The sequence below is a fragment of the Bradyrhizobium sp. genome (genome assembly GCF_049586575.1).
GTDB lineage: Bacteria > Pseudomonadota > Alphaproteobacteria > Rhizobiales > Xanthobacteraceae > Bradyrhizobium.
Genome location: NZ_JBAVCF010000354.1, coordinates 1 through 6,489 on the forward strand (window position 1 = coordinate 1; position 6,489 = coordinate 6,489).

The window sequence follows — 6,489 nt, forward strand, 5'->3', positions numbered from 1 at the left end:
GCGTTCGATCCCGGCACCGGTGCCGCGGAAGCCGTTGTGGTCGAAGCCGGCGGATTGCCCGGCCACACCACGACGCGGGTGCCGACCTTGACGCGATCAAACAGGTCCGAAACGTCCTCGTTCAGCATGCCGATACAGCCCGAGGAGACGAACTTGCCGATCGTCGACGGCTGGTTGGTGCCGTGGATGCGATAGACGGTATTGCCGAGATACATCGCGCGCGCGCCCAGGGGATTGCCGGGGCCGCCGGCCATGAAGCGCGGCAGATAAGGCTGGCGATCGATCATCTCCGGCGGCGGATGCCAATCCGGCCATTCCGCCTTGCGCGAGATCTTCTGCACGCCAGTCCAGGTGAAGCCATCGCGCCCGACACGAACGCCGTAGCGGATCGCACGGTTATTGCCGAGCACGTAATAGAGATAGGTATGCGGCGTATCGACGATGATCGTCCCCGCCGGCTCCTTGGTGGCGAAACTGACTTCCTGCCGGCGCAAGTTGGGCGCCAGGTTGGCTGGCCCGGCTTCAGGCTGTTCCTCCGGCGGCAACAGCATGACCGAGTGATTGTCCGGCCCCTGCGGCGGCTGCACGTTGCCCGTAACATTGCCAGGTCCGCCGACGGCGCCGGGCGGCCGAACCCCTTCGGCGGCGCCAGCCTGCGGCGCACCGGCTGGCCGGTCCGCATAAATGACCGGCGGCGGATCGGTACGGCCATAGCGCGGATCATCCGGCGACATCACGGGACCGGAATAGCCTCCGGGAGGCGGCGCGGGACGGCCGTAGCGCGGATCGTCCGGCGACATCACGGGGCCCCGCTCGGAATAGAGTCCCGCAGGGTGGCCATAGCGGGGATCGTCAGGCGAAAGGATCGGCCCACCTTGATCGGGATAAACGGGGCGACGACCATAGCGGGGGTCGCTGGGGCCGGGCGGTGACAACGCAGTCGAACCGGGCCCATTGGGGCCCTCGTCGTCTTCAAGTGCGTCGAAATCAGCCGGACGCGGCGAGCCGCGATAGTCAGCCGGAGAACCGGCCGGATAAGGCTGCGGAGTAGGCGAATAGACGGATCCCGGAGGCGGATAACCTTGCGCCGACGCAACCGAGGTTCCCACGGCTCCTACCGCCAAGGCAGCAGAAAACGCGGCACAAATCGTCAGAATGCGATTGGTCATCATTGCTCTTGTATAGCCCCAAGGCGCCACCGGATCGTTAACGGGAGATGACGGAAGATCGCGGCGCATTCAAGACACAATAGCGCTTTCGACGCTGGATTCGACCATTTTGTGATTGCCCAAGTTCCTCGTTTGTCGACTGTTTTTGCCTGTCCCGCCGCCTGAACGGACGGAACATTCCGCGCCAGGCCGCGACAAACCCGACATGCGTGGCCCTGGCTTCAAGGACCTGCGGCGGCGAAGTGACAGGTCGCGTCCGTTTTTAGCGTGCAGCGAGATTTCACAAGCGCCGAAAATCCGTTGCGCTATTCTTGCGTGAGCCTGATTCGTCGCCCTCGTGTGGTGGATTTGGCATTCGCTAAGCATCGCCGCGAGTCTTCAAGGCGAATGTCAAATCCAAAACCACACGAGAATTGAACATTCTCTGGTGTCCCTTCGGTTCTGACATTCGTAGAGAGCCCGCTGCGAATGGATACGAATGCCGGAACCTGGACACCAGCGCACGGCAAATCACCTCCATCAGTGGCCACCGCGTTCCCGTTCGCCTTCGCAAGATTCCCGCGCGCCCATGCTCCCCGGTTTTCGTTTCCTGTTCGCAGCGATCATGTTGTCGATGTCGCTCCTCGTTTTCGGGCTGGGTGCGGCGGCTTTGCTGCGCGCGGCGCACGAGTCGTTTGCGAGCAATTCATCCTGGCGCGCGGCGCCGGAAGTTACCTTCGGCCAGCAAACCGAACCCACGATACCGATGCTCGCCACCTTGCGCGTCGATACCGTGGCGGAGAAGGCGCCTGACCCGATCAAGGTAGCTGCCGCACCCGCTGAGCCTGTGGCAGCGCCCGCACCATCCGCAAGCAGCCCTCAGGTGGCAGCGTCAAGCCCGGCGGAAACTCCGGCCATCGACGTCGCCAAGCCTGATATCGCTCCGGCGCAAATGCCGGTTGCGGAATCGCCGCCTGCGCCTGAGGCAGCACCCGCCCCAAAGACTGCTGCTACTACTACCGGCGAGACGACGACGCTGGTCACAACCGACGAGACGAAGACGGCGGCAGTCGCGGTTCTGGACGTGTCATCTGGTAACGGCGAGCCGGCGACGCCCCAGCCCGCTGTGGCGCCGGCCAATCCGGCAATGGTGGCTTCGACGACAGCGACAGCCTCAACGACAGCTGCGGCTTCGACGACAACAACAGCTTCGGCGGCAACTTCGACTTCAACGGCAGCGATGGTTTCAGCAACGTCATCCGAGACAAGCATCGCTGCGACGAAAATCGCAACCCTTGGCGGCCCGCCGGTGGACATCGTGACAAACGTCAAGGAAAAGACGGCGAAGCCGGAGCGCGCGAAGGATGATCCGAGCGCCGTTGAGAAACGCGTTCATGCACGCCGCATCGCGCGCCGTCGCAGGCTCGCGGCACGCGCGCGGCTGGCGGCACAACAGCTGCAATTGCAGCAGAATCCCTTTGCACAGCTGCCGGTGCCTGCGCCCGTACCCGCGACGAGGGCACGGCAGACGCAGTAAGGGTTAAGCCGGACCGGTCGCGATCGCCGGACCATCGGCCTTGCCCCATTCCGACCATGAGCCGTCATACAGCCCGGTATTTTCGACCCCGAGCCGATAGAGCGCGAGCGTCAGCACCGCGGCTGAAACGCCGGACCCGCAGCTCGTCACGATCGGTTTTGCCGTATCGACGCCGGCGTCCGCAAAGGCCTTCTTCAACTCATCGTGCGGCTTCATGGTGCCGGCCGCGGCATCGAACAGGTTGTTGTAGGGCAGGTTGAGCGCGCCCGGAATGTGGCCCGAGCGAATGCCCGGCCGCGGTTCGGGTGCGCGCCCCTCGAAGCGCTCGACGGCGCGCGCATCGATCACTTGCTCGGCGCGGCTCGCCACGTTGGCGATCATCTGCTTGATCGAACGAACGCGCCGCTCGTCATACGTTGCGTTGAAGGTGGCGGGCTTTGCCGTCACCTCGCCGGCCTGAACGGGGCGTCCCTCGGCGCGCCACTTCTTCAGACCGCCATTGAGAATGCGGACATCGCGATGGCCGTAGGAAAGAAACATCCACCATACCCGGGGCGCCGCGACCCAGCCGCCGGCATCATAGATCACGACGGTGTCGCTATTGGAGACGCCGAGCGCGCCGACATCGCGGCCGAATTGCTCAGCGCTTGGAAACATATGCGGCAAAGGATCGGAATGATCGGACACCGCGTCGACGTCGAAATACACCGCGCCCGGAATGTGGGCTGCGAGATAGTCGTCCTTTGGCAGCGGCAAGATGCCCGGCAATTTGAACGTGGCGTCGAGGAGTTTCACGTTGGTGTCGTTGATGTGCGACGCCAACCATTCGGTGGAGACGAGGGGGTCGTTTGCCATTTCTCAGCCCTTCTTCTTCGGTTCCCATTTTTCGGTCGGGCCGCCCGCATCGCGCCAGGCAGCAAAGCCGCCGGCCACATGCGCCACCGGCCTCAAGCCCATGTCCTGCGCGGTCTTGGCTGCGAGCGCCGAGCGCAGGCCACCCGCACAATAGAAAACGAATTTCTTGTCCTGCTGGAAGACCGGCTTCGCGTAGGGACTGGCCGGGTCGATCCAGAATTCCAGCATGCCACGGGTGCAGGAGAATGCGCCCGGAATCCTGCCGTCACGCTCGAGTTCGCGGGGATCGCGGATATCGACAATGACGACGTCGTCGCTTTGCGCTGCCTTGATGGCGTCGGCCGCGCTCAGGGTTTCGATTTCGGCATTGGCCTCGTCGATCAGGGCCTTGATCCCGCGATGGATGGTCTGGGGCATTGCAGTTCTCTCCGGTTCTATATCCCTCAACAAGGGAGATCGGCTCCCTCTCCAATTGGGAGAGGTAAAGAAAGCTCACCGCACCAGTTCCTTCATCGCGTTTTCGAGACCCTCGATCGTGATCGGATACATGCGCTCCGAAAAGATGCGGCGAATGAGGGTGGTCGATTCCGAATAGTCCCAGTGCTTCTGGGCGACCGGATTGAGCCACACCGCATGCGGATAGGTACGCGTGATGCGTTCGAGCCAGACCGAGCCTGCTTCCTCGTTGACATGCTCGACCGAGCCGCCCGGCACCATGACCTCGTAGGGCGACATCGATGCGTCGCCGACGAACACGACCTTGTAGTCGTGCGGATATTTGTGCAGCACGTCCCAGGTCGGCGTGCGGTCGGTGAAGCGTCGGCGATTTTGCTTCCAGACGCCTTCATAGAGGCAGTTGTGGAAGTAGAAATATTCCATGTGCTTGAACTCGGTCTTGGCAGCCGAGAACAATTCCTCAACCTGCTCGATGTGGGAATCCATCGAGCCGCCGATGTCGAAGAACACCAGGACCTTGACCGCGTTGCGCCGCTCGGGCCGCATATACACGTCGAGATAACCGTGGTTGGCGGTTTCCTTGATCGTGGTGTCGAGATCGAGTTCGTCGGGCGCGCCGGTGCGGGCGAACTTGCGCAGGCGACGCAGCGCAATCTTGATGTTGCGGATGCCGAGTTCGACATTGCCGTCGAGATCCCTGAACTCGCGGCGGTCCCACACCTTCACGGCGCGGAAATTGCGGTTCTTCTCCTGTCCGATGCGCACGCCTTCCGGGTTATAGCCGTGCGCGCCGAACGGCGAGGTGCCGGCTGTGCCGATCCATTTGTTGCCGCCCTGATGACGGCCCTTCTGTTCTTCCAGCCGCTTGCGAAGCGTCTCCATGAGCTTGTCCCAGCCCATCGCCTCGATCTGCTTCTTCTCTTCCTCGGTGAGGTATTTCTCGGCGAGCTTCTTCAGCCATTCCTCGGGAATGTCGGCCTTCTGCATCGCATCGAGCAGGCTTTCGAGCCCTTTGAACACGCTGCCGAACACGCGATCGAACTTGTCGAGATTGCGCTCGTCCTTCACCAGTGCGGTGCGCGCAAGGTAATAGAAATTCTCCACCGACTGGTCGGCGAGGTCGGCGTCGATCGCCTCCATCAGCGTCAGATATTCGCGCAAGGTCACCGGGACCTGGGCCTCGCGCAGCGATGTGAAGAATTGTAGAAACATGCCCTTCAGATTGCCCGGCGAACCGCCTTCGTCAAGGGCAATTGGGGTAGATCAGGGCGGCGCGGCGGGGCATGTCCCGGTCTGGACCTCTGAGGTTTTTCAACTACATTACCGGCAAGCGACCGCCGTCCCGGCGGTCTTTTCCTGTCCAGAGGCGTTTGCTCGTCTCGAAAAACCAAGGCAACGGCCTCGATGAAATTTACCGGTACCAAGGACTACGTCGCCACCGAGGACCTCAAGGTCGCGGTGAATGCCTCGATCGTGCTGGAGCGGCCGCTCTTGATCAAAGGCGAGCCGGGGACCGGCAAGACCGTGCTGGCCGAAGAAGTCGCCAAGGCGCTGAAAACCCCGCTCCTGACCTGGCACATCAAGTCCACCACCAAGGCACAACAAGGGCTTTACGAATACGACGCGGTGTCGCGCCTGCGCGATAGCCAGCTCGGCGATGCCAGGGTGTCCGACATCAAGAACTACATCAAGCGCGGCAAATTGTGGGAGGCGTTCACCTCGGAACAGCGCCCCGTGCTGCTGATCGACGAAATCGACAAAGCCGATATCGAATTTCCCAATGACCTCCTGCTCGAACTCGATCGCATGGAGTTCTTCGTCTACGAGACCGGCGAGAATATCAAAGCCAAGCTGCGCCCGATCGTGATGATCACCTCCAACAACGAGAAGGAACTGCCGGACGCCTTCCTGCGGCGTTGTTTCTTCCACTACATCAAGTTCCCCGATGCCGATACCATGAACCGGATCGTCGACGTACATTTCCCCGGCATCAAGAAGCGGCTGGTCGAAGAGGCGCTGCGCATCTTTTTCGAGGTGCGCGAGGTGCCCGGCCTGAAGAAGAAGCCTTCGACGTCGGAACTTCTGGATTGGCTGAAGCTGCTCCTGAACGAAGACATCACGCCGGAAATGCTGAGGGAGCGCGACCCGCGCAAACTGATCCCGCCGCTGCATGGCGCGCTGCTCAAGAACGAGCAGGACGTGCACTTGTTCGAGCGGCTGGCGTTCCTGAGCCGGCGCGAGGTGTAGTCTCAAAGTCCGCGATTGCGCGCAACGAGTCGCAATGACGGCCTCGGATGTCGCGCTCATTGTGTGAAGGATTCAATTTTCAAACAACCGGCCGTGCACGAACACAGATTCGCGATCTCGCGGCCCTAAACGCCCGAGTCCTGCTGAGAGCATCCTGCCTCTCCAGCCAGAGGGCGCAGGGAATGCCGGGCGCTCGTTGCGCCCGCAGCCTCGGGTGCGAATGAAAAAAGCACACCGAGTAAGTCC

At 62.1% G+C, this 6,489-nt stretch carries 6 protein-coding genes; 2 read left to right on the forward strand and 4 right to left on the reverse strand.

Features of this window, described 5'->3' with window-relative positions:
• Positions 1-1,172: L,D-transpeptidase (locus WB528_RS13870; RefSeq protein ID WP_423888985.1), on the reverse strand; the 1,172-nt coding region annotated here is incomplete at its 3' end.
• Between the two features lie 565 nt (positions 1,173-1,737).
• Here WB528_RS13870 and WB528_RS13875 point away from each other — a divergent pair.
• A complete protein-coding gene (locus WB528_RS13875) occupies positions 1,738-2,685 on the forward strand; it encodes a hypothetical protein (RefSeq protein WP_423888986.1) in 948 nt (315 codons plus the stop codon).
• A gap of 3 nt (positions 2,686-2,688) precedes the next feature.
• Here the strand turns inward: WB528_RS13875 and sseA are convergent, their stop codons facing one another.
• From sseA to WB528_RS13890, 3 genes are all read right to left on the reverse strand, one after another.
• Positions 2,689-3,540, reverse strand: coding sequence for a 3-mercaptopyruvate sulfurtransferase (sseA, locus tag WB528_RS13880; protein WP_423888987.1), 852 nt, complete (start codon positions 3,538-3,540; stop codon positions 2,689-2,691).
• A gap of 3 nt (positions 3,541-3,543) precedes the next feature.
• Positions 3,544-3,957: a rhodanese-like domain-containing protein gene (locus tag WB528_RS13885; RefSeq protein ID WP_423888988.1), complete on the reverse strand. Its 414-nt coding sequence runs from the start codon at positions 3,955-3,957 to the stop codon at positions 3,544-3,546.
• A 75-nt stretch (positions 3,958-4,032) separates the two neighbouring features.
• The gene (locus WB528_RS13890) at positions 4,033-5,208 is read right to left on the reverse strand and encodes a vWA domain-containing protein (protein ID WP_423888989.1); all 1,176 of its coding nucleotides are present in this window, start codon (positions 5,206-5,208) and stop codon (positions 4,033-4,035) included.
• Between the two features lie 192 nt (positions 5,209-5,400).
• Here WB528_RS13890 and WB528_RS13895 point away from each other — a divergent pair, with 192 nt between their 5' ends.
• The gene (locus WB528_RS13895; RefSeq protein WP_423888990.1) at positions 5,401-6,243 is read left to right on the forward strand and encodes an AAA family ATPase; all 843 of its coding nucleotides are present in this window, start codon (positions 5,401-5,403) and stop codon (positions 6,241-6,243) included.
• The last annotated feature ends 246 nt before the right edge of the window (positions 6,244-6,489 follow it).